Source organism: Kiloniella litopenaei, from assembly GCF_000982415.1.
Lineage (GTDB): Bacteria > Pseudomonadota > Alphaproteobacteria > Kiloniellales > Kiloniellaceae > Kiloniella > Kiloniella litopenaei.
Genome location: NZ_LANI01000015.1, coordinates 1 through 765 on the forward strand (window position 1 = coordinate 1; position 765 = coordinate 765).

Here is a 765-nt window from a genome sequence, read left to right on the forward strand (position 1 = left end):
TGTTGTTATCACCGTGAGCGGTAGTAATGATGGTCCAGTTGCTGTTGCTGGTGTTAACACAGCCGTTGAAGATGGCGGTGTTGTTACAGGTACTCTGTCAGCAAGTGATGTCGATGGTGACGCGCTGAGCTTTAGCCTGAACACAGGCCCGAGTGAGGGCTCAGTTGTTGTAAATGCTGATGGCAGCTACAGCTTTGATCCGGGCTCAGCTTTCCAGGATCTAGGTGTTGGCGAGAACCGTGATGTCAGCTTCTCTTATGATGTTTCCGATGGTAACGGCGGTGTTGCAACGGAGAACGTTGTTATCACTGTGAGTGGTAGTAATGATGGTCCGGTAGCTGTTTCTGGTGTTAACACAGCTGTTGAAGACGGCGGCGTTGTTACAGGCACTCTGTCTGCCAGCGATATCGATGGTGATACGCTGAGCTACAGCCTGAATACAGGCCCGAGTGAGGGATCAGTTGTTGTAAATGCTGATGGCAGCTACAGCTTTGATCCGGGATCAGCTTTCCAGGATCTGGCTGTTGGCGAGACCCGCGATGTGAGCTTCTCCTACGATGTTTCCGATGGTAACGGCGGTGTTGCAACGGAGAACGTTGTTATTACCGTGAGCGGTAGTAATGATGGTCCAGTTGCTGTTGCTGGTGTTAACACAGCCGTTGAAGATGGCGGTGTTGTTACAGGTACTCTGTCAGCAAGTGATGTCGATGGTGACGCGCTGAGCTTTAGCCTGAACACAGGCCCGAGTGAGGGATCAGTTGTTGT

Annotated in this window: 1 protein-coding gene; it reads left to right on the forward strand. The window is 51.5% G+C overall.

All coding sequences use genetic code 11. From position 1 onward, the window contains the following. On the forward strand, positions 1 to 765 hold a 765-nt coding region (locus WH95_RS11025; protein WP_046506976.1), incomplete at both ends, for an Ig-like domain-containing protein.